Origin of the sequence: Bacillus cereus (assembly GCF_007678085.1) — a bacterium.
Taxonomy (GTDB): Bacteria; Bacillota; Bacilli; order Bacillales; family Bacillaceae_G; genus Bacillus_A; species Bacillus_A cereus_BE.
Genome location: NZ_VEDW01000005.1, coordinates 243,205 through 266,257, shown reverse-complemented (window position 1 = coordinate 266,257; position 23,053 = coordinate 243,205). Strand labels below are relative to the sequence as shown.

Genomic DNA, 23,053 nt, shown 5'->3' with positions numbered 1-23,053 from the left:
TCTCAAAAGATTAGCTCCTTTTTCTATTCCAAAACCAATTACTTATTAGAATCCCTGTTAATCCGCCGCACGTATCCAGTAATGAATCTTGCCACATCGGTGTACGATCTCCCGTAGTCCATTGATGAATTTCATCAAATGTTGCATATGCCCCAACGAAAAGAAGAGCGTATATAAAGCACCTTTTTCTCGAATAACCCGATCGATGAAAAGCATAATACGTCAATGAACCGAGCATAAAGAACACCATAAAATGAGCACCTTTACGAAGGAAAAACTCAATAAATCCGCCTACACCTTTATTTGCAATGCTAACAGGTGTACCACCGCCATAATCGATAGATACCCACGAGAAATGCTCTTTTACAAACTCAAAATTTACATATCGTTCAATATCCGAACGCATATCCTGGTTTTTATATGGTTGTGCCGAGGAATAGAAAATCAACCCCATCCATAGTAGAACAGGAATCCAAAATAACCATTTACGTTTCATTCTTCCGAAGCCCCTCTCTTAGTCTTTTAAGCGTACCAAAAAAAAGAATAAATTTCACGCCAAAACATGACATTTGCACCCTATTTATAAAGTGAAAGGAGGTGATAGACATGGCAGTCGAAACAATCGTAATGGACTTAACTTTACGTCTTGTCTTAAACAGTGGATTAGATAAGAACGGAAAAACAGCTTTTAAGCACAAACAATTTAAGCGTGTTAAAACAAATGCAAACTTAGAGCAAGTACAAAACGTAGCACGTGCTCTTGCTTCTTTACAAGCATCACCGCTTCACGCTATACAACTTGTTAGCACATCAGATCTTTCTACCCTATAAGGTTAATGGGGGGGGGGAATCCCCCGCTAATTATTAACCAACACCGATTGCCCTATCTGCATATAACACGATAAATAAAAAGGAGGAAATAATATATGCAAGTACTAGAATTAATTTTTGCGAAAGAAGATGGAAAAACAGTTGTCTTTTCTATCGAGAAACCGATCACACCCATCGATGCACAAGTCGTAAATCAAGTAATGGATACCATCCTTGCCTCATCTGTCTTTTCGTCAATCAATGACAATACTCGAAAAAAAGGAGCTCGTCTCGTAGAAAGGAATGTATCTGAAGTTCCCATTACCTTATAAACAAAAAGACGAATCTGCATCATTTTGCAGATTCGTCTTTTTTCTTCGGCATTTCAATCGGAATAAAGATTTTTGAAAAACCGACGCATACATATTTATAGTGTTCTCCGCCTATATCAAACTCGGTCGTATATGTTGAGAAGAAAATATAATCACTTCGCTTTGTATAATTCTCGATTAATAATCCAACTTGTGGCTCAACATATTTTTTCGCCAACTTCTTACCAGCCGATGCTAAATCGCCAAGGAGACCCTCTTCATTTTCCTTTTGAACTTCGTCTAGCTTCTTACTTACATCATTACGTTTCATAAACTGCTTTGCTGCCCAATCCGTATATTCACCTTTACTCGGATTACTATTTGCTAAATATACTAGAACAACAACAACTAGAGCCATAATAATATACTTTTTCTTCATACTATCTCACCGCCTACTCTTTTCTATTTTCATATATATGTACAAGCGATGCAAATTAGAAAGACTAACATCTATTGATTGTAAACGAATAGCCAAAATTTACAATACAAAACAAAAGATTAACAATCATTTTACTTAATTGGTATATAATGATATTTATAACAATATTTCATAGGGGAGGACTCGAAATTATGAACAATGAAAATGATATTTTTATTTCTAATTCCACAATGATGTTAGAGCCATACAAGCACCCTTATTATCAAACAAAAATAATCGAAAGTAGCGGGAACCATCTTTACTCCTGTCAAACTGCTCTCCAACTCATCAAACAATCTTGTCTAACCAATGTTCACTCTACTTATCAAGGCAGACGTAAAGCAGTTCAAACAAACTTTCATTTCAAACAAAATGTCCCAATTCCAATTAATCATCGAGAATATATTTGTGCTTTCCCGACAGAATCTCCCTCTTCTCCAAACTGTATTTGGCTGTTTTATAACCATATAGATGACATAGAGTTTTTCAAAAAGAGTAAAAAAGCTAACATTCATTTTTCAAATGGCACTACTACAACCATACATATCAGTCCCCATAAGTTAAAACAACAATTATTAAAAGCTGGGTACGTATTATCGCGTATGAACATGCAAGATTCACTACAATTTAAAAGCCTCTTATTACATTTACTACCTTAACAGAATAAGTAGAATGGAAAGCAATATCCCTTGCCTTCCATTCTTATGATAATATTTATCCTCTTAAGCTATTTCGCATTTTATCAAGCGCTTGCCGATACACCCATCTCACTTGATAATAAGTCATTTCCATCTCGCTAGCGATCTCCCCCATCGTCTTCCCTACAAAAAAACGTTCATAAATAATGTACTTCTCCTTCTCATCTAATACACTCATAAAATCCTTCGCTCTCATTTCAATATCTTCAAAATGAAAGATATCCTCATACTCTCCTACACATACACACTTTTCTTGCACTGCAAACTCTTTCTTCAACCTTTCTAATATATAACCACGCACCGTTACAACTGCATATGCTGGGAAACTTCCTTTCTCCGCATCAAATCTTTCATACGCATACCAAAGACCAATTAAACCACATTGATAATACTCTTGATAATCTTGACGAATACCTAGCTTCTTTATTTGATTCACAATCATACCTTCATACAACACAACTGCCTCTTTAAAAGTTGCTGGTTTCACACAGTACCCGTTTCTAAAAGGTATACCTCTTTGTTATTCCGCCGGTACCTCCACAATATAAAAATAAAGAGACAAGTTCACTGTGAGTAAATTCAAATACGACCACCGAAATTTGAATTTATACGAAGTAGAATTTGAAATTTTGCTGATCGTATTTGAAATAAGGGTAAAAATAAAAAAGATTCCTTCTATACATAAGAAAGAACCTATCGTTTATAAATTTTCAATTTATACTATTCTGTAGTTATACGTTTGAAGTATCTATCGATTGCATATAGACCTGTAGCTAAAATACTGCTTATAACACCAACAAATACATAAGGATTCTTATTCGGCATATATTCTACCGCTAACAATAATACAACTAACATGAACAAAACATTTGCTAATAATTTCTTAAACATATGTATCTACTCCTTATAACAAAAATGCAGCAATTACTTTTATAATTGCTGCATTTCTTTCTAGCGACATGAAATATCAAGATTATTGCACTAGTCCTCTTAGCGCACCAAAGCCAATCGTTAAGATGAAGAAAATAACCATAAGAATCGTTGCTTTCTTTTTGCTTAAACCAGCTGTAATTTGAAGACCTAACCATGTAATCACAAATCCCCAAATTGTAAATACTTCAATGCTATTTGCAATACCTTTTACAGCACCGCCGCTTGAAGCGAAAATTGGTCCTAAACCAGTGTAAAATTCTTTCCCTGAACCACCTAGAATAAGTGCTAAAACTGCATTTATTAATACGCCAAGTAATGAAATAATGCTTGAATATACAGTAATCGTTAATAATTTCTTATAAGAAGTATCATTACTCATTAACATCATTAACACTTTATATACAGCAGCACTAATGAAGAAACCTATTATCATACCGAGAACACCAAATACAAAACCAGCACCGAAATTCATCACAGGTGTAACATTAACCCCTAATTCTTGATTGAGCTTAATTGATTCAGGTGTTAAAGAATATACATAAGTACTAATACCTCCAGTAATCCCTGATAGTAAAGAAAGTATCCAAAACGCACCCCAAACTGCATTACTAGTCTTCATTCTCTCAAACTGTTCACCTGGAGATGTAACCATCCCTAATAATGATGGCTTTTTCGAACCTACATCTTGCGTATTAATATTCGCTTCCATTATAACGCCTCCTTCTATTTATATAACCCGTTCTAACGGGCGGTTCACTTCCTCAACATAGAGGCTACGAACCGCCCACTAGAACGGTAATGTGTAGTAGAGAGCCCCCTCTCTATTACACTACTAACTTATTCATAACGTAATGCTTCAATTGGATCTAATTTCGCAGCTTTGTTTGCTGGAATTAATCCAAAGATAATACCAAGTGTCATAGAGAACAGTACGCCTCCAACGACAACTTCCCATGAAACGAGTGGTGGCCATTTCGCAAATGTGGAAACGATATATGCCCCGCCATATCCAAGACCAATTCCGATTAAACCACCGAGAAGCGTTAACATAACTGCTTCAATTAAAAACTGTAATAAAATTTTACTACGTGTTGCCCCAAGCGCTTTACGTATCCCAATTTCACGCGTACGCTCCGTTACAGATACGAGCATAATGTTCATAACACCAATACCACCAACGACTAATGAAATACCAGCGATACCGCCGATGATCATTGTCATAATGCCTGTGACTTTAGAAACATTTTCTTGGAATTCTTTTAAGTTCACCAGTTCATATTTACCTGGAATTTCACTTGGCTTACGACTATTTAATACATCAACAGCTTGTTTCCCAGCTGCTTCTAAATCGTCTACATTTTTAGCTTGAATTGCGATATTTTGAATATCATCTGTTCCGAATAAAACAGGCCATAATGTAAGGGGGATTAACGCTTCTTCCATTTCAAACCCCATAAACTCATTATCAGATGTATACACACCGACAATCTGCATCGGTTGTCCTTTCATCTCAATAATTTGCCCAACTGGGTTTACGTCCTTAAATAACGTCTTTTCTGTTTTTGTACTAATCATCACAACGTTATTTGCATGAGAAATATCTGATTCATTTAAAGTACGTCCCTTTACGACCTTTACTTTATTAACCGCAAAATATTCATTATCAAGACCAATAACATTCAGATTTGCTTTTTTATCATTTACATCTAGTATCTCTGTCGCCTGGTTTGTCGTAATAACATGTGAAACATCTTTCACTTGTTTTACTTCTAAAATATCCTCTTCCGTTAACTTCGGTATTTCAAATCCGCCTATAGCAAACTCATCATTCATATCTGGTTTAAATTGAATTGGCATAAGGTTATTACCACCAGAACCTGCGAATTTCGACTTCAGCATTGCTTCCCCGCCTTGCCCAATCGCAACGACAGTAATAATAGAACCAACGCCGATAATAATACCGAGCATCGTAAGAGCTGAACGTAGTTTATGAGCTAAAATAGAAGATAGGGCAATTTTTATACTATCTAGTAAACTCATACCGCACACCTTCTATCTTCTGTAATTTTCCCATCTCGCAGTACAATACGGCGGGAAGAATACGCTGCTACTTCCTCTTCATGTGTAACCATAACAATCGTTGTACCTTCTGCATTAAGCTTCGTGAAAATATCCATAACTTGCTCACCAGACTTCGTATCAAGCGCACCAGTTGGCTCATCGGCCATAATGAACGTTGGGTTATTTGCAATCGATCTTGCAATAGCTACACGCTGCTTCTGTCCACCTGATAATTCATTCGGTAAATGATGAACCCTATCTGACAAACCGACCTTACCAAGCGCTTCTAGAGCTCTTTGACGACGCTCTGCTTTCTTCACACCACCGTATACAAGCGGAAGTTCAACATTTTCTACTGCTGAAAGACGCGGCAGCAAATTAAAGTGCTGGAACACAAATCCAATATATTCATTACGAATTAAAGCAAGCTTTGACTCGTCTGCTGTTAAGATATTCACATCATTCAACATATATTCGCCTTCTGTTGGACGATCTAAACAACCGATAATATTCATAAGCGTTGATTTACCAGAACCAGACGGTCCCATAATCGAAACGAATTCACCACTTTGAATCGTTAAACTAATACCGTGCAAAATCGGTACTGCCAATTTTCCTTGATAATACGTTTTAGCAATATTATTTAACGTAATCATTTCTCTTTCACTTCCATTCCGTCATACACATCGTCGGAAGGATTTTTAACCACCTTTTGCCCCACTGTTACGCCTTCTACAACCTCTGTCCAGTCTCCATCAGTAGAACCTTTTTTCACATTTTGTTTACGAAGCTTTCCTTTATCCTCAACATAAACAAATGCATCATCAGCTTTTTCTACAATACTCTTAGTCGGAACAGCAATCATCGTCTTATTCTCTAAACTTACTTGCAGAGAAACGTGATAACCTGGAGATAAACCATCTTGACTATCAAGACTTGCTTTATATGTATACTGGGACATATTTTGAGTCGCTTCACCCATACCACCAGCTTGAGCCATTTCTGCACTCGTTGGGAATTCACTTACCTCTGTAATCTTACCTGTCCACTTCTTCTTATTATTTGCTTTCGCAGTTACAGTAAATGTTTGATCCTTTTGAATTTGTGACTTTTGAAGCTCAGTTAACGTCCCTTGAACTTGGAATGGATCTTTAGAAGCCACTTGTAAAAATGCTTTGCCTTGACCACCTAAAGCTTGAGATGAACTTTGCGCCGCATCTTTATCTAACTTTTGAACGACACCAGAAAAATTACTATAAACCGTAAGTTCTTTCTGTTTTTTACTTAACTCCTCTTTTTGCAACTTCCCTTTTTCTTTCTCAAGATCAGTTGTCTTTTGCGCCATCTCTAACTCACTTACTTGCTCTTCCATCGGATCCGTTACTTCTTTCCCAGCTCCGCTATCTTTCGCTTTCTTAATTTCTTTCTTCAGCGAATCAATCTTCTTCTTCCCTTGATCATAACGCATATCCGCCATCTTCTGATCAAGCTCAGCTTGCTTCATTTGCAAATTAATCTCTTCATTATCATAAGAGAATAACTTCGCACCTTTCTCAACCTCTTGTCCTTCTTTCACCTCAATATCTTTCACTTTTCCTTTAGTTGGATCTGCATAAAAACTTTCAATATTCCCAGGCTTCACCTGACCAGAAATTAACTTCGTATTATTAAGCTTTCGCTCCGTTACTTTCTCAAAACTTACAGCATCAGCAGATGTTGATGCTCCTTTCTTCTTACCTTGCATAATAAAAATATTAACTGCTGCTACAATAACAATTAGTGCAATAACCCCGATAATAATCCATTTCTTCTTCTTGTTTGGAGTACGAACCGTATTTGGTATCATATTCTCGCTCCTTTTATAACTTAATAGTTTAATAGATATTCGAATTGTATAAAACTTTCTGAAAACAAATTACAAATTATTACATTCTTTTTACAAAGTTTTACACATTCATTTATATTGTAACAAAAATTCCAATGATTAGAAATATGACATATTGTCTTTTAAGATAGATTTAAGGAAAGATTATATTAATATAAAAAAAGCTATCCAAAATAATAATTGGATAGCTTTTCGAACAAAATATTATGCCGCTTTAGGAGCATTTCTCTCATGTCCACGTTGAACGATGAACAAGAAGATTGTTGATAAAATTGCACCTGTTAATAGTAAGATGAAGCAACCGTCCCAGCCAGAACGATCAACAATAACACCGATTGCTGCGTTTGCTACAAGACTTCCACCTACATAACCGAACAGGCCACACATGCCAACTGTCGTACCTACTGCAAATTTCGGTACTAATTCCATCGCACTTAAACCGATTAAGAACTGTGGTACATAAATTAAACAACCGATAATAGAAACTGCAATACTTACAACAAGTATGCTAGTCGCTTGCCAATATACAAACGTACCAATAACAACACCGACCATACTAATGATACATAATGGCATACGTTTTCCTTTAAATAATTTATCACTTAAAAGACCAACGATTAATGAACTTGGAATTGCCATACCTTCAAAGATTGCGTACGCTGCATGTGCTTCATTTTTTGAGAAACCTTTAACTGTCGTTAAATAAAGCGGAACCCAGTTAATAACGCCGAAACGAATTAAATAAACAAATGCATTCGCAATACATAAGAACCAAACAAATTTATTCTTTACTACATATTTCATTAAAATTTCTTTTGGTGACATCTTGTTAGCATTATCTGCTTTTTCAAGATTTTCATAGTCATTACGATACTCATCAATTGGAGGAAGACCTTCTGATTCTGGTGTATCCTTCGCATTAATCCAAACAAGAACTGCAATTACCATTGCGATAATCGCTGGGAAAATAAACACGCCGCCTTGCCAATGACTTTCACCAAAAATAGCTACACCAATTCCGACAAGTGGCGGTACAAGCATTCCACCAACGTTATGTGAAATATTCCAAATACCTGTTTTCGTACCACGTTCTTTCTTTGAGAACCATTTCGTCATAACGATACTACAAGGTGGTGCTCCCATACCTTGTACAATACCATTTAGGACAAGTAGTGTAACAATCATTCCGAAGGATGATGCAAAACCGAAACAAATATTTACAAGCCCTGATAAGAATAAACCGACTGCGATAAAGCGCTGGGCGAAAGCTTTATCTGATAAATTCCCCATAAAGAACTTACTAAATCCATAAACAATTGCCATGATTGAACCTAGTAGTCCAATTTCAGCTGTACTAAATCCATATTCTTGTACTAAATACGTACTTGATAACGTAAAGTTACTACGAACTAAATAATACGCAGCATACCCAACTGAAATTCCCATTAATACACGAATACGTAATAATTTGTATACTCGATCAATCATATCTGCTGGCAATCTCTCAATTGCAGGTGCTGGCTTAAGCCATTTAAACATATTCTTTCGTCTCCTTTTCTCACTTCTGAGAGAGACGCTGTCTATTCCATATCTCGATTATTCCGCTATTTGCTATATTTTTATTTGTTCTTCTAACCGGCTGTCCTTCTATTTCTTGCTCATTCTTCGCAAACATCGTTGGTACGCCAAACGAAACTTTTTCTAAAATGTGACCCGCTTCTTCTGATAAACAATAATCAATAAATAAATCCGCAATAATACCATTCGGTGCACGTTTTAGTTTCGAAATCGCATTAACAGATAACCCTGTTTGCTCAGGTACAATACTTACAATTGGAAAGCCTTGTTTTTGAAGCATTCTCTGATCTCCCATGAAATTAATACCTATCATATACTCACCACTCGCAACTAATTCCACTGGTATATAACCATTCACCGTTACTTCACCAATTTGTGCTGCGAGGTTCTTCACATATTCCTTCGCTTCCTCTTCACCTACAGTATCAATAAGTGATTGAAAAAACGTATATGCTGTTCCTGAGACATTTGGATCGGGCATCACAATCTTCCCCTTATACACCGGATTTAATAAATCATTCCACCTTGATGGATAGGGAACTCCGAGCGGCGCTATTTCTTCATTCCACCGCTCTTTATTAATCGCAATTGCCAGTTTCTCCACTTCATAACCGTACCAATAACCGTCTTTATCTTTAACAGTTTTTGAAATACGGTTCGCATGCTGGCTCGTAACAGGAATAGATAGATTTTTTTGCTTCATCATTTGATGCGCATCTACCGTACCGCCAATAACAATATCCGCTTTCGGATTTCCAGCTTCCTCTTCTACCCTCCGAAGAAGCTCTTCTGTCGAAAGACGAATAAATTCATACGTACAGCCGCGTGATTTACAAAATGATGAAAGCAAAGCTTCACCAACTTCCTCGCGTGCTGCCACATACGCAACAAGATGACGATCATCCAAAATAGGGAGACCACTTTTATTATATTTAATAGAGGTTGTATCTCGAGAGCAACTAGACATCGCTCCTCCAATTACTAGCAAAAAGAAGAAAAAGGCTATCTTTCTCATGACACATTCTCCTTTACAAATAAATTTGCGAGGGAGCTTTTCATATACATAACATTCCCGTTATTATCACCGAGATATTGCACAACAAAGTACGATGGATATACAGAAATAGTAAGAATGTCTTCTCGCTCATTCTTTATACGCTTTCCTGTTTTATAAGCGGTAATATAAGCAATCGGTTCATTCTGTGATTGTAATAATTTCTGTATTTCTCCGTAATCTGTAATTTGCTTTGCATACCGAATCGAATCAAGTATGTGCGTAAGATTCATCGCACGTTCTACATCACCTTGGCGTACTATAACATCCTGTGCTGAAGCAAAAAAATCACTAATACGTTCTGGTGTGTAATACAGGCTTAACAAATATGTTTGAAATGCTGAAATCATTGGATCCGTACCATTCTTTCCGTACATATCAGCCCCGTACTGGAACAAGTCACCTACTGCAAAAGTACGTTTATGTCCATTCAAGTACGTTACTTCTCCAGTAAATACTTGTTCTTGATTCTTAGCTTCTCTCGGTTCTATTTGAATTCGGTCAAAGAATGAAACAATCGTATGCAAACGAACTTCATCCGTTATAACAATTTCTCCCCACTTTTCATGCCTAACCTTCATTTCAGTAGGCAGGGATTCATTCACTCTTTGTAAAACAGTTTGTTTGTCATTCACTATTGTGATCCGATTATATATTTGCTTCTCCATCACATAAAACAAAATAAGAGAAACGATTATACAAAGAACAAACATAAGAATTTGAAATGATAGCCTTTTCATTTCTGCCTACCTCCAAGATAAAAAAACGTTGTTTCGAAAATACCGCATAATTGTTTCATAAATGTATCATTTAACCGCTTTCAAGTTCTTTATGTCTTCCATCCGTCTCGGAAGCAAGAATGTAATAAATATCGTAGTGCCTATTTCTTCACTACTCTCAATCCGCATACTTCCACCCTGCTTATTCATAATCTCCTGACAAATATACAAACCGTAACCATTCCCGTAACTAGAAGGCAGTACCTTCCCTTCTGGCGATTCATTCCACTCTGCAAGTACACCTTCATCTATACCAATGCCATCATCATGAACAAAAACCTTCGCCTCACGTTCATTTACAATTACATTCATACGAATTTGCGTAGCATCGCTATATTTTATCGCATTATCAAGCACGTTTAAGAAAATCTGTTTCGTCTTATCAAAATCCGCAACAACATGTACATCTGTTAACTCATTTATAACTTCAATCTCAAATTTCTGCAGGCGAGGCTTCACAATTGAAACTGCTTCTTCTGCTAATTCTTTTATATTCACAACTGTAGGTGACACTTCAAACGTACTCGTCCCGTACTTTGAAGACTTGAGTAATTCTTCTACAAGTGATAATAAACGCTCACTTTCTACAGCCACATAACGCAGGCTTTCCTGTACATCTTCCTTCGCCTTTAACTTCGGAATTAAATCCACATAACCAATAATCGCCGTTAGCGGTGTTTTCAACTCATGCGTAATACGGTCTAAGAAATCTTTCTGCTTCTCTTTCTCCTCTTTCAATTGCTTAATATGCAGTTCAATTCCATCAGCCATCGCATTAAAAGATGCTGAAAGCTGAGCAATTTCCACATATTCATTTAGCTCAATCTTACTTTTATAATCACCATTCGCAAGCCGCTTTGCCATTTGTCTTAACTGATCAATCGGCTTATGAAGAGACTTCGCCAAACGAATTGCAAAGAAAATACCCGCAGCCACTAGGCAAAGAGACGTCATTAAGAACGTCCAGCCAACATTTGTTAAAACTTCCTTCTCACCCTTTAACTCATTTATAAAACGAACACTTCCAATGACATCGTTTCCATAATAAACTGGGCTTGAAAACAAAAGAATTGGAGCTGGGTCGCCCTCTTCAAAAACATAAGATTTCTTCCCCTTCAAAGAACTCTCAATATCAATATTCCGATGAAGAAGTGCCCCCTTTTGCGTATCCGCAACAACATCTCCATTCTTCCCAATCATCTGTACACGGACATCCATGCGTTTTGCTAAATACGAAGCAATTAAAAGTGAATTCGGACCGAGTGTCTCTACCTCTGCTTCCTTCTCTAAATAATTCATCGTATAAATTTGCGCTTCTACACTTAACTTCTCTAAAGAATTTGCCGCGTTATGATACATATTCTTTTCTAACGTAATATAAACAACTACGTACAAAAGAACAAAAATCGGGATTAACAGTCCAACTATTCCAAACACCATATTTCTTTTTAAAGACATACCATCACCACTTAACAATCCAGTTTATAGCCAACGCCATAAATTGTCTTAATATATTCCCCGCTATCCCCTAGCTTTTTCCGCAGTCTTTGTACCATAATATCCACCGCTCTCGTATTTCCGATATACTCAAACCCCCATACTTTCTCAAGTAACTCATCTCTCATAAATACACGCTGCGGATTTGAAACAAACAACTGACATAAATTAAACTCTCGGTACGTTAACTGAATTTCTTGTCCACTAACATGCACTTTTCTTTCCTTAGGACAAATCGTTATCTCTCCCGCCCCAATCACTTCATGACTTACCGTTACCTCTGTCTTCTTCACACGCCGCGTCATATTCTTAATCCGAAGAATAAGCTCCGCATAATTAAACGGCTTCGTCACATAATCATCTGCGCCAAGCTGCAAGCCAAGCAATTTATCATTCATCTGACTCTTCGCAGTTAACATGAGTACTGGAATATCCCTATCCTTCTCACGGAACAAACGAAGCAACTCATACCCATCTGTATCTGGAAGCATAACATCCAAAATCAATACATCCGGCCCTTCATTCCACTTCGCTAAAGCTTCTCCCCCGTCAGCCGCCGTGAGCACTTCATATCCTTCCATCTCCAACTGCATCCGAATCAAATTACGAATACTCGATTCATCATCAACTACAAGTATTTTCATTATTCTCCTCCTTCCATCCCGTATTATAGTACAGTTTAGTATAGCAAAAATCTTATAAAAAAAGAGAGGGTATTGTCGAACATATGTTGAACGACAATACCCCTCCTTTCACTTATTATATTTTATTTCTCATACCCATTAGGTCTCTTCTGGTGCCAATTCCAAGCATGCTCAATGATTGTCTTCACATTTACATACTGAGGATCCCATCCTAGCTTCTCTTTCGCTTTCTGAGAAGAAGCAACTAAACGTGCTGGATCTCCCGCACGGCGCGGTGCTACTTCAGCTGGGATTTCATGATTTGTAACTTCACGAACTGCATCAACGATTTCTTTTACACTGAAACCATTACCATTTCCTAAGTTATAGAAATCACTTTCTCCGCCGTTCTGTAGATCTTTAAGCCCTAAGAAATGAGCTGCCACTAAATCCTCAACATGAATATAATCACGGATACAAGTACCATCTGGTGTATTATAGTCATCGCCAAACATCATAATCTTCTCACGTTGACCTAATGCTACTTGCAGCACAAGAGGAATTAAATGCGTCTCTGGACGGTGATCTTCCCCAATAATACCATTTGGAGTTGCACCAGCCACGTTAAAGTATCTGAAAATCTTATAACGTAAATTAGAAGCTTGGCTATACCAATGAAGCATCTTCTCGATTGCTAACTTCGTTTCTCCATACGTATTCGTTGGATTTGTCATCGTTTCCTCAGTAATAAGGTCTACATCTACCTCACCATACGTTGCCGCAGTAGAAGAGAAAATAAACTTATCTACCTTAAACTCATCCATTACCTCTAATAAACAAAGTGCACCATACACATTGTTATTATAATATTGAAGAGGCTTCTCCATACTAACTCCAACTAAAGAATCAGCTGCGAAATGCATAACAGCCTCAATATTTTCTTGTGTAAAAACATCTCTTAAAAATGCTTTATCACGAAGGTCTCCATTATAAAACTTCGCACCTTCCGTAATTGCATCCTCATGACCAGTTTGTAAGTTATCTACTACTACTACAGATAAACCTTCGTCTACTAATTTTTTCACAGCGTGAGAACCGATATAACCAGCTCCGCCGCAGATTAGAATTGAATTCATTGTCTTCCTCCTACATATATTAGGATTTCTTATTCACTTACTTATTATAAAAGGTATACGATTGCTCGTATACCTTTTGTGTACCTTTATTACTTAGCAACGAAATAATCCGTTACATATTGTGCCCAAACTTCATGAATATAAGGTATAATAAAAAATTAAATTTATCTCTATACATACACATCCTATTAGACAATACATTAATTTTAATATATTATCGACCCGCATTAATTATTTTTGCGCTATACTTAACTTTATTATCAAAAAACTACTTAGAAATGAGGATTATATAATTGCGCTACCGTTTTATTATACCAATCATATTAATAATACTAGCTATACTTTCTTTAAGCTCAAAACATTTTAAAACTTATAACGTCCAGAAATACGATATTATTGGTGATGGTACTACCGATAACACTCAGGCTATACAAAACCTTTTTGACACGATAAATACCGATAATGCAACTGTTCAATTTCCAAAAGGATCCTATATTATTTCAGCACCAATTGTGATTACAAGACCAGTAACAATCATTGGTGAACATGCCACATTGAAACTTAGCCCACAATTTAAATCAAATAAGATGGGGCAAGGCTTTTTTTATGCAAATTCTATAGATAATATTACGATTAATAACCTTAATTTCGATGGAAACAAATCAAATTTATTAAAAGATCCAGTAAATAATTTTGTTACTTGGTTTGAAAATACTTCTCATGTTACTATCGAAAACTGTAGTGTTACTAATTTAAATGGTGGGGGCGAAAACCTTAATACCGCTTTTGGATTTATTGGAAATTCACATTATGGAAAGGCTCTAGGAAATACAGTTACAAATTCTGGTGGGGGGGCTGTTTTTTTCCAAGGAAAACATAGTGAAGCAAAAAATAACACCTCTATCAAACTAGATGACGTAGCACTTGTTGCGAATAGTACTGGTGCTCAAAATATTGTTTTTAAAAACAATACAGTATATGACACCAAAAGTGGAGGCATCGGTATCGAAAATGGCCCTTCTGAAATAACAATTACTGATAATACCATTAATAATTTTACAGATGGATATGGAATTGGTGTACTCCATCTCAAGGACCTTTCAAGTCCACCACCTACAAAAATCAACATAAAAAATAATAAAATCAATACAAATTTAGGGACTAATCCTTGTAATGCTATAGCAATTGAACGGGGGGAAAATATATTAATCGAGGAAAATTCAATACAAAATGTTAATAATAGTAACCCTCATAATAACTCTATTTGGATTAGCAATATGGTAAAGACTACAAAGATATCTTCAAACACCTTATCCAAAACTGCTGCACATGCAATGTTAATTCAAAGTACAGAGGGCATTATACTAAGTAAAAACCATATTAATACTGACGATATTGGCGTTTTCATAGCTCTTGATTATATTAAATCAAATAAGACATTAACAGTTTCTAATAATATTATTACTGCTAAAAAAGCAATCTATACCGAATCCACTAATAATGCCATTCAGCTTATTAATAATACTATTACTGAGATTTAACTTATTATACAATTAAACTAATCGTAGTTATTTATGCTCTTTAATAAAAAAGGATTACCTCATAATTTACGAGGTAATCCTTTTTAAATATAACAAAAAAATTTTTCCTTCTTAATCTTTATTAGAATTTCTGTGTACTAGTACTAAATAACCTATCATTTTTTATTGCATAAAACAGCATAACTACTGTTAATATCAACTCACCAGCATTAATTCCAATTAAGATTCCATAAATATGCATCTTCGGCGTTAATGCAAGAAATAGTGTAAGAGTGATGATGGTAGAAAACAAGAAACTTTTACTATATAAATTAGATTTCCCTGAGGCCACTAAATATTGAATTCCAATAATATTATTAAAAATACTTGTAAATAACCAAATAGCAAATAACTGTACTACAAGATCATACTGCACGTAGTTATCACCATAAAAAATTAATAAAATCCATTTTGCACCAATCATCATAACTATCGAAATAAATGCAGCTAAGAAAATAATCCATTTTCCAAATTTAAAAACTGCTTGTTTTCCACTATCATAGTTCACTCCAAATTTTTCACTAATGTAGGGGAATAATGCTTGTGTAATTGGTGTGAATAAATTTATAATTGCCTTTGCTAATTTTTCTATCGCTGAATAAATTCCAACAACCTCTTTATTAGTAAATACACCTAATATTAAAATACCACCAGATGTTAAAATAAAGCTCATGAAAGCACTAGTAAAAACATTCCAACCATCTTTAAAACAATAAATAATTTCTTCTATATCAGGAAATACATAAGTAATAGTTAATTTACGCGAAATAATGATAAAACTAACAACAGCACAAATTACGAATGGAATTGATTGTAACAATGTAGCAAGTACATAGTCACCTGGCTCTTTTACAATTATAAAAATAAGTAAAGTGGTACTAATTTTTGCAAACATATTAATACCCGTAATATACTCCATTTTCTCAATACCTTGAAACAGCCAAATCGGGAACAATGCATTTCCAATAACATTAAAAAAAGCTATATAGTATACTACATTATTTCCTTGCAACTGAGGGATCACGCTTAATGCTGTACATAATAATCCAAAACTAATTAACATCAGTAGTATCTTTACAGTTAACACGGAGGAAAATATACTCTTAACTTTTTCCATATCTTCCTTATGAATTGAAATTTGTCTAGTAGCCGTCAAATCAAATCCATAATTTGTAATCATTACAAAGAAGTATGAAATTGCAATTGCATATGACATCTCGCCAAACTTCTCATTCCCTAAAATTCTTACTAAGTAAGGAACCGTAAGTAACGGTAGTAAATACTCAAACCCCTTTAATAGTAATAAGGAGAATGCATTCTTTGCCAACTTATTCTTTAGCATCCTATAATCTCCTACCTGTTTCTAATATATACAAATAAAGGTCGATTTGCGTAGTTACATCCAAATCGACTCTTTATTATTTATTCTTTTGCAATAAAATAATTAACAATATACTGCGCCCAGACATCTTGACCTTTAGCGTTTGGAAAACCGAATTCATCTTGTAGATATGATAAAATATCCTTAGTGTTCGAATTAGGCCACGCTTCCCAATGATTGATATATGTATAATCATTTTGTAGTGTAAATTGTTTCAATGCTTCAACAGCCTTCGGATAGTTCTTTGCATTATAAACCGGATTTGGCGGTTGAATCATAACAGTAACATCTTTCATACTATTACTAATCGATCTTATAAATTTCTGCGTATTGGCTACAGAGTTTCCATTACCTATCTTGTTATTATCTGTAATAAATGGAGCCTGAAATAAAATCACATCCGGCTTTAATGCTATAATTTCTTTATCTCGATTTTTTACCACTAATTCTTCTGAACTTTCATCTTTATATTCTTTAACTGTGACTTTCCACAATTTTTTTCCATATGCCTCTTCTAAATTAGACTTTAATTTTTCAGGCCAAGCGTCCTTTTCAGAGAAAGATGCTTGATCACCAATAATAACAAGATGTACTGGTTCTCCTCCACTTGCCGCTTTCTTTAACTTTTCTTTTATTGCTTCAGGTAGATTTTTTATGTAATTCTCATTAAGATTAAGTTTTTCCTCTTTTGTTTTTTTCACTACCTCTGTCTTTACTTCACCAGTTTGTTTCGTGGCGCTCATAACCTTCTTATTCCAATATGAATTACCAACTACAATCGAAATCACAAATACTATAAAGACAATAAACACAAATATATTTTTCTTATTCATTTATTCACCTCATCTAACAAAATTGAAATACCCCCAATTACTTTAAAAGTAATTGGGGATCATTCAGATCATTTTTTATTTACTTCAAGATGTTGTCTTAATTTATTTGTTACATCTTGTTTTACTTGATCCGGTACATAATAATACCAAATACCATCAGCAGCTTTATGTCCGTCACCTGCAATTTGAACTTCTTCTATATTTTTCATAGCATTTTTATAATCTTTTTGAATATCAAACATTTGCTCTTGAGTTAAGCTTGTCTTTACATTTTTCTCAATTGATTTCAGTACACTTCCGTAATTCGCTAAAGAAGACACATTTGCCCCCTTTTTTATGACAGCTTGAATCACTTGACGTTGACGCATTTGGCGTCCAAAATCCCCACGTGGATCTTCGTACCTCATACGAGAATATCGTAAAGCCTCTGTTCCATTCAAATGAATATCGCCTTTCATAAATTGACTACCTTCATAAGAAAAGGCTAAATCATTATTTACTTCCACTCCACCAACTGCATCAACAACATCTTTAAACCCTTCCATATTCACTTCAATATAATGATCTACTGGAATATCAAGAAAATTTTCTACTGTTTTCACAGACATATCAATTCCACCAAATGCATAGGCATGATTGATTTTATCTTTTTTACCTTTTCCAACAATTTCTGTATAAGTATCACGAGGAATACTTACAATCTTCATAGATTCTTGTTTAGGATTTAAAGTAAACAACATTAAAGAGTCTGATCTGCCAACTTCATCTTTTCTTTGATCACTTCCCATTAATAAAATAGAAATTGGCTTTTTATCTCCTATATCAACACTTTCATTACGTTTCTCTGATTTCTCGCGCTCCAACGGTTTATGTACAGCGTCTAATGTACTTGATACGGATGAATATAAATAATAAGCGTATCCACCACCAGCTACGATCAAGAATCCAACAATCCCTAAAATCCAAATTAATATTTTTTTCTTCATTTTATATACCTTCTTTGTTCTTAATTTAAACTTCTTATAATCATGTTAAATTAAAATAGATTGGTAAGAACTATACGTAATATTTGCTGCATTTTCGTAACTAATGTAATGTTTATATGCATCTGGTAATTCAACGTTTTTCGGGTTTTCCATAGCAGTTAAGATACTTTCCCTTATTGATTTCACATCATAAGGATCACATTGATGACCATACTTATCAAACTTATAAAAATGAACAGGACAATATTCCGGGGTAGCAACCACTATCTCAGTTCCACACCATAAAGCCTCCAAAGTTGATAAACCTGGTGATTCTCGGAAAGATGGTAAGATGTGAACCTTCGCTTTTTGATAATAGTCTATTAAATCATCGTGGCTTAACTCGCCTAAAAAGAATACGTTCCCCCTCTTCTCTGCTAACTTTATAACCTCTTTATAATATGCTTCATTACCAATTCTTCCAATAAACACAATTGGTATTTCCTTATCCTCAAACATAGCTTTTACAACATTAAGTTGATTTTTAATAGGTTCTATTCGTCCGACTTGTAGGATATAACCTTCGACATTTATCGAAATACTATTCCTAATATTTACTTTTTCTTTATTTTCTATTGCATTAGGAACAAGAAAAGCCTTTTCATCCAAAATCTCCTTTGGTATACCGAACTCATTAGCTACTATTCCTAATTCTTCGGCTGAATTTGGTAACAATACATCTGCATCTATAAGAGCTTTTTTTCTTAGCTCCTTGTAAGTATCTGTTCCATATGTCTTTGTTTTTCCAATTACCTTACTAACGTTCATCCGAACCTTGTTGCAGACATTTTTATATTTGCTTAAGTTATCCATATTAAACACTTTTAATTTACTTAACAAATCAATATAGTACGCATGTGATAAATCCCAATATATAGTGGATAATGCAACCTTTTTTCCATTTTTTTTGCATACCTCTATATATTCAAGGGTTTGTTCAATAGTCTGTATATTAAAGATGTGTACTATCGATACATCTTTATGCTTCTCTATCTCTTGTGGAGACGTACAATATATTACCTCAATATCATACTGCTTTTCTAAATGCTCTTTTGTTTTCATCATCTGGACGGTGTCTCCCCCCATCCTATCGAAGCAATCTTTCCGATTAGCAAATATAACTTTTAAAGTCATTTTTCTCCTCCATCTATTGGGCAATATTAACGCTTAATTTTTGCTAATACTGAAAATAATAATGGATATACTAATTGAAAGCTTAATCCACTGAATTCTAACATATTATCAAAGGTACTAAATAATAAAATGGAGCTAAATATACTAACACCAGTTAAAAAATATTTACTATTTAACCTTTTTAAAATCATAATATATGCTAATGAAATGAATAAGAGTGTAATAAAATAGATTATTAATCCTAACCATCCCAAAGTAACATAACTCCCAGCAAAGGCCGTAGCTACAGTTAATTCTGTAGAGATTTGTGCAATGGGTGGTTTTGTTACCCCATACATGTCATTAATTCTTTTATTTATAAAATCCGGGAAAATTTCATTATTAACCATATAAAATATATCTACAAACTCTAAATCTTTTACTTCTATTGCATTAATTGTATGTTGAAGATTAGCTAATGGAGACGATATATATATATACGACCAAAAGAACGCATCCGGTATGGAGGAATTTATAAATTCTTCTTTAGCACCTCCAACCCTTAATATTACATCACTCTCCCACATAGTTTTATCATTTTGATAAGAATGATTTACACGGGCATTACCAGATAATCCAAATATATATAAAACCAGGATTGCTACAACACCTAGACCTATAACAATTTTAAAATTCATCTTCTTTTTAATTTTCAAAAGATATATAAACAAACAACTAATTAAAATCATCATGATCATTCCCCTATTAACTAATAATAAGGGTAATGAAAGAGTTATAAGAAAATTTATTAATATCTTTTTCGCTTGGTATTTATTTGAAATTAGCATATGGAACAAGTATGTTGCATAAAAAGAGTTAAAAGTAACCACAAATACATGAAAGACCGGAATTCCAAATTCCATATAGATTAAATTAGATTTCGTCAGTAATGATAATAAAGGAAATCCACCTTCATATATAAATTCCAACAAATAACATCCTATAATAAAAATGGTAATTAGGCTTACTTTTTTTTCAAATTTAATATTTGAATACTCTATAATCTTTTTATTATATACATAAAATCCAATAAAAAATGCACTTACAATAGTAAATATAAGAAATAACAGTAGGGATACACTTATTTCCGGAAAAACATATGACCATCCCAATTGATATACTATTATTGCTATCACAAACGCTACAATATACATAAAGTATGGATTAATCACAATCAAAACTCCTATTTAATTATTTCATATACGCCGAAAATTTACGTTTTATATTGTCATTAAATAAATGATGTTTTTTCCCCATTTTATACCCTGAAAATTTAGCAACATTTTCAAAAACACTGTAAAACATATATCTAAAGTGTTTTCCACCTAATAAATATTGCTGCTGATGTTTAATCATCTTTAATCCTTCTTTTTCATTGGATACATTCTCTAAAATATAACTAGTCTCATCAAAGGCCATTCCAATATCAAAATACCTTTTAAATTGCTGTTTCAAGGAATAGTCATGTGAATGAAATACCTTCGCTTCCGCTTTATATACAACTTTATATCCGGACATAATAGTCTCATAAGCTAGAATCATATCCTCATTTAAAATAATTTTTTCAGGAAATCCTTTAAATGGTTCTCTAAATAAAGTTCGATGATACATACTACACACGTTAGAATTAAAGAACGTTTTGATTCCTAACTCATCAATAGACTGTTTAGTCTTTACTTTGCTTTCAGCTGGATAATTAAAATTACGAGCAAATTTTTCTAAAGGACTTACATTATCCCTAGGAATTTGTCTAGCTGTAACAATTTTCACATTTTCATCTTCAAATTGTGCTAACAGATTCGCTATTAAGTAATTATCAAATGGAATAGCATCTTGTGTCATATACAATAAATAATCTCCTTCTGACTGCTTCATTAAGAGATTTCTTGTTCCGCCATGATCAAAGTCTTTATTTTTTATGACCGTACATTTTACTTTTGGAAACTCCTTATTTAAAATCGCAACTGTATTGTCACTAGAAGAAGAATCTACTGTAATAATTTCCATACTAACATCTTTTGGCAATGATTGTATCTCTAACTTTCTCATTAAATCGCGTATAAATACCTCTGCATTATATAATGGGATAAGCACTGAAACCTTTTTTTTCTGCATTATATTCTTTTCTCCTTGTTCATCATAAATACAATTATAAAGAAACCTATATTCCTAATTATCCCTTGTTTCAAAAATCCATACTTATTAATAACTTGTACTCTTTTAAACTTGTTGATGTTTTTCAATTCGATATAATGCTCAATATCTCCCTGCATTTCTGCTGTAAGTTCACTTTGATATGTTAAATAAAAACTATCTGCTTGTTTAAAGTTTTTGTTTACCATTTCAAATAATTTATTATATCCTTTTACTCTTTGATAAAAATAGCTAAATGAATATTGTTTTGCTCCCGTATCATTTCCCCCATGTTGACGATATTTTATGGTGGAATTCGAAACGAACCCTATCTTTCCAAAAGCTGACGCTACTAATGCTAACCACCAATCATGCATCATTGCATCTTTTGAGATAGGAAGTGCTTTTTCCTTCAAGCTTTCATTAATCATAGTAGTACAACCAGTTACATTATTTTGTGTTAATAGATTATTTAAATTTACAAAGTTTGAATTTAAATTTTGATATTGAAACATCGAATCAGCTACAGTCTCTAATTCCTTATTAACAACCTCTAAATCGGTATGTACTAATATTGGTTTATCCTTATAACCGTTATTTTCTATTTCTTTCATTTTTTCGAATGTTAATTTAATTTTATCTTCTTTCCAAACATCATCTTGATCGCAAAACATTATATATTGAGCATTTGAATTTTCTAGTAGTCGTGCAAAGTTCCCACTAGGTCCCAAACCTTTGTCACCATCCTCTATTAATTCAATGCGATCTCCATGTTTTTTTATAAATTCCCCAACTATTCCTAATGTATTATCTGAAGAACCATCATCACGTATAATAATCTTCCAATTTTCATAGCTTTGTGCCAATAATGAATCTAATTGTTCTTGAATGAACCTTTCTCCATTATAGGTAGCTAATAGTATATCTATTCTAGGATTTAAATTTGAAGTCATATAAATATCCTTTCACATGTTGTAGTTTTAGAATTTCTTAATTTAAAAAATAAATTAATTTTATTCACTAAAGTAAAAAATCCTATATAACTACACAAAACATCTAATATAGATGTTTTGTGTAGCAGCTTT

25 protein-coding genes are annotated in these 23,053 nt (G+C 34.1%); 4 read left to right on the top strand and 21 right to left on the bottom strand.

The annotated features are described in order from the left end of the window. Positions 1-10 precede the first annotated feature (10 nt). On the bottom strand, positions 11-496 hold the full coding sequence (locus FS742_RS21735) for a VanZ family protein (RefSeq protein ID WP_144615022.1): 486 nt from the start codon (positions 494-496) through the stop codon (positions 11-13). A gap of 110 nt (positions 497-606) precedes the next feature. Here FS742_RS21735 and FS742_RS21730 point away from each other — a divergent pair, with 110 nt between their 5' ends. Together FS742_RS21730 and FS742_RS21725 are read left to right on the top strand one after the other, a co-directional pair. After that, complete coding sequence (locus FS742_RS21730) at positions 607-831, top strand: DUF1659 domain-containing protein (RefSeq protein WP_144615020.1); 225 nt, start codon at positions 607-609, stop codon at positions 829-831. 95 nt (positions 832-926) lie between these two features. Then, positions 927-1,142 carry a DUF2922 domain-containing protein gene (locus tag FS742_RS21725; RefSeq protein ID WP_144615018.1) on the top strand — a complete coding sequence of 72 codons (216 nt, stop codon included), beginning with the start codon at positions 927-929 and terminating at the stop codon, positions 1,140-1,142. Positions 1,143-1,161: 19 nt separating this feature from the next. Here the strand turns inward: FS742_RS21725 and FS742_RS21720 are convergent, their stop codons facing one another. After that, positions 1,162-1,560 carry a DUF4359 domain-containing protein gene (locus FS742_RS21720; protein ID WP_144615016.1) on the bottom strand — a complete coding sequence of 133 codons (399 nt, stop codon included), beginning with the start codon at positions 1,558-1,560 and terminating at the stop codon, positions 1,162-1,164. Positions 1,561-1,751: 191 nt separating this feature from the next. On the opposite strand from FS742_RS21720, the gene FS742_RS21715 reads away from it, so the two are divergent. Beyond that, positions 1,752-2,258, top strand: a complete 507-nt coding sequence (locus tag FS742_RS21715) for a competence protein ComK (RefSeq protein WP_144615014.1) — start codon at positions 1,752-1,754, stop codon at positions 2,256-2,258. A 55-nt stretch (positions 2,259-2,313) separates the two neighbouring features. Here the strand turns inward: FS742_RS21715 and FS742_RS21710 are convergent, their stop codons facing one another. From FS742_RS21710 to galE, 12 genes are all read right to left on the bottom strand, one after another. Beyond that, positions 2,314-2,784 carry a sigma-70 family RNA polymerase sigma factor gene (locus FS742_RS21710; RefSeq protein WP_144615012.1) on the bottom strand — a complete coding sequence of 157 codons (471 nt, stop codon included), beginning with the start codon at positions 2,782-2,784 and terminating at the stop codon, positions 2,314-2,316. A 233-nt stretch (positions 2,785-3,017) separates the two neighbouring features. Then, complete coding sequence (locus FS742_RS27690) at positions 3,018-3,188, bottom strand: hypothetical protein (RefSeq protein WP_186327201.1); 171 nt, start codon at positions 3,186-3,188, stop codon at positions 3,018-3,020. Positions 3,189-3,270: 82 nt separating this feature from the next. Then, on the bottom strand, positions 3,271-3,939 hold the full coding sequence (gene yknW, locus FS742_RS21705) for a YknW family membrane protein (RefSeq protein ID WP_144615010.1): 669 nt from the start codon (positions 3,937-3,939) through the stop codon (positions 3,271-3,273). Positions 3,940-4,067: 128 nt separating this feature from the next. Beyond that, positions 4,068-5,270: an ABC transporter permease gene (locus FS742_RS21700; protein WP_144615008.1), complete on the bottom strand. Its 1,203-nt coding sequence runs from the start codon at positions 5,268-5,270 to the stop codon at positions 4,068-4,070. Continuing rightward, complete coding sequence (locus FS742_RS21695) at positions 5,267-5,947, bottom strand: ABC transporter ATP-binding protein (RefSeq protein ID WP_000631628.1); 681 nt, start codon at positions 5,945-5,947, stop codon at positions 5,267-5,269. Before FS742_RS21695 ends, FS742_RS21700 begins: the two co-directional genes overlap by 4 nt. Continuing rightward, positions 5,944-7,137, bottom strand: a complete 1,194-nt coding sequence (locus FS742_RS21690) for an efflux RND transporter periplasmic adaptor subunit (protein ID WP_144615006.1) — start codon at positions 7,135-7,137, stop codon at positions 5,944-5,946. The genes FS742_RS21695 and FS742_RS21690 overlap by 4 nt, the downstream gene beginning before the upstream one ends. Before the next feature lie 243 nt (positions 7,138-7,380). Further along, a complete protein-coding gene (pgtP, locus tag FS742_RS21685) occupies positions 7,381-8,715 on the bottom strand; it encodes an MFS transporter (protein WP_144615004.1) in 1,335 nt (444 codons plus the stop codon). A 19-nt stretch (positions 8,716-8,734) separates the two neighbouring features. Beyond that, positions 8,735-9,769 carry an ABC transporter substrate-binding protein gene (locus tag FS742_RS21680; RefSeq protein ID WP_144615002.1) on the bottom strand — a complete coding sequence of 345 codons (1,035 nt, stop codon included), beginning with the start codon at positions 9,767-9,769 and terminating at the stop codon, positions 8,735-8,737. Continuing rightward, a complete protein-coding gene (locus FS742_RS21675) occupies positions 9,766-10,548 on the bottom strand; it encodes a DUF3919 family protein (protein WP_000826638.1) in 783 nt (260 codons plus the stop codon). The genes FS742_RS21680 and FS742_RS21675 overlap by 4 nt, the downstream gene beginning before the upstream one ends. Before the next feature lie 66 nt (positions 10,549-10,614). Then, positions 10,615-12,045: a HAMP domain-containing sensor histidine kinase gene (locus FS742_RS21670; protein ID WP_144615000.1), complete on the bottom strand. Its 1,431-nt coding sequence runs from the start codon at positions 12,043-12,045 to the stop codon at positions 10,615-10,617. A gap of 11 nt (positions 12,046-12,056) precedes the next feature. Next, a complete protein-coding gene (locus FS742_RS21665; RefSeq protein WP_144614998.1) occupies positions 12,057-12,728 on the bottom strand; it encodes a response regulator transcription factor in 672 nt (223 codons plus the stop codon). 122 nt (positions 12,729-12,850) lie between these two features. After that, positions 12,851-13,843, bottom strand: a complete 993-nt coding sequence (galE, locus tag FS742_RS21660) for a UDP-glucose 4-epimerase GalE (protein ID WP_087968688.1) — start codon at positions 13,841-13,843, stop codon at positions 12,851-12,853. A gap of 293 nt (positions 13,844-14,136) precedes the next feature. Here galE and FS742_RS21655 point away from each other — a divergent pair, with 293 nt between their 5' ends. After that, complete coding sequence (locus FS742_RS21655) at positions 14,137-15,384, top strand: glycosyl hydrolase family 28-related protein (protein ID WP_144614996.1); 1,248 nt, start codon at positions 14,137-14,139, stop codon at positions 15,382-15,384. Between the two features lie 121 nt (positions 15,385-15,505). Here FS742_RS21655 and FS742_RS21650 read toward each other — a convergent pair whose 3' ends face one another. The 7 genes from FS742_RS21650 to FS742_RS21620 form a co-directional block, all read right to left on the bottom strand. After that, positions 15,506-16,765 (bottom strand): flippase, encoded by a 1,260-nt coding sequence (locus tag FS742_RS21650; protein ID WP_144614994.1) that lies wholly within the window; start codon positions 16,763-16,765, stop codon positions 15,506-15,508. Between the two features lie 80 nt (positions 16,766-16,845). Next, positions 16,846-17,637: an SGNH/GDSL hydrolase family protein gene (locus FS742_RS21645; protein WP_144614992.1), complete on the bottom strand. Its 792-nt coding sequence runs from the start codon at positions 17,635-17,637 to the stop codon at positions 16,846-16,848. A 68-nt stretch (positions 17,638-17,705) separates the two neighbouring features. Beyond that, positions 17,706-18,623, bottom strand: a complete 918-nt coding sequence (tagU, locus tag FS742_RS21640; protein WP_144614989.1) for a polyisoprenyl-teichoic acid--peptidoglycan teichoic acid transferase TagU — start codon at positions 18,621-18,623, stop codon at positions 17,706-17,708. 45 nt (positions 18,624-18,668) lie between these two features. Beyond that, on the bottom strand, positions 18,669-19,727 hold the full coding sequence (locus FS742_RS21635) for a glycosyltransferase (RefSeq protein ID WP_186327200.1): 1,059 nt from the start codon (positions 19,725-19,727) through the stop codon (positions 18,669-18,671). Positions 19,728-19,822: 95 nt separating this feature from the next. After that, complete coding sequence (locus FS742_RS21630; protein WP_144614985.1) at positions 19,823-21,007, bottom strand: O-antigen polymerase; 1,185 nt, start codon at positions 21,005-21,007, stop codon at positions 19,823-19,825. A gap of 19 nt (positions 21,008-21,026) precedes the next feature. Then, complete coding sequence (locus tag FS742_RS21625) at positions 21,027-21,950, bottom strand: glycosyltransferase (RefSeq protein ID WP_144614983.1); 924 nt, start codon at positions 21,948-21,950, stop codon at positions 21,027-21,029. Then, a complete protein-coding gene (locus tag FS742_RS21620; RefSeq protein WP_144614981.1) occupies positions 21,950-22,921 on the bottom strand; it encodes a glycosyltransferase family 2 protein in 972 nt (323 codons plus the stop codon). The genes FS742_RS21625 and FS742_RS21620 overlap by 1 nt, the downstream gene beginning before the upstream one ends. Positions 22,922-23,053: the final 132 nt, after the last annotated feature.